At 66.4% G+C, this 408-nt stretch carries 1 pseudogene; it reads right to left on the bottom strand.

Annotated features, from left to right (window positions below):
* Positions 1-408: pseudogene (locus A2J01_RS15125) on the bottom strand (homoserine kinase); the annotation flags it as partial.

The raw sequence follows: 408 nt of genomic DNA on the forward strand, positions 1-408 counted from the left end.
AGCGATACCCGCCTCGCGCAGGATCCCGATCCATCGCGTCGTGAGCGGAAGCGCGGGTGCGCGCTGTGCCTGATGCAGGCGATCCTCGGTGGCCGCCATCAACAGATCGGGCCGAGCAGTGAGCGCAACGACGGCGAGCGCGCTGCGGCTCGCGTTGAACGAGGCATCCTGGTGCGGAACCAATTCGGGCAGGAGCCCGCGAGTGTGTGCGGTGGACGACCGCTCCTCGGGAACCAGTGCCACAGCACGGATGTCGGGATGGACGTCGAGTTTCGCCGCGGAGTAGATCGGCTCGTCGCCTTCGACGGCCGGTGGGCAACTCCACGAGACGACTGCGCCACCGAGAACACTGGCAGACGCGTTGTCCGGGTGACCTTCGAACTCGGACGAGAGTTGAACCAACTGCTC

The sequence above is a fragment of the Rhodococcus sp. EPR-134 genome (assembly GCF_001647205.1).
Taxonomy (GTDB): Bacteria; Actinomycetota; Actinomycetes; order Mycobacteriales; family Mycobacteriaceae; genus Rhodococcus_F; species Rhodococcus_F qingshengii.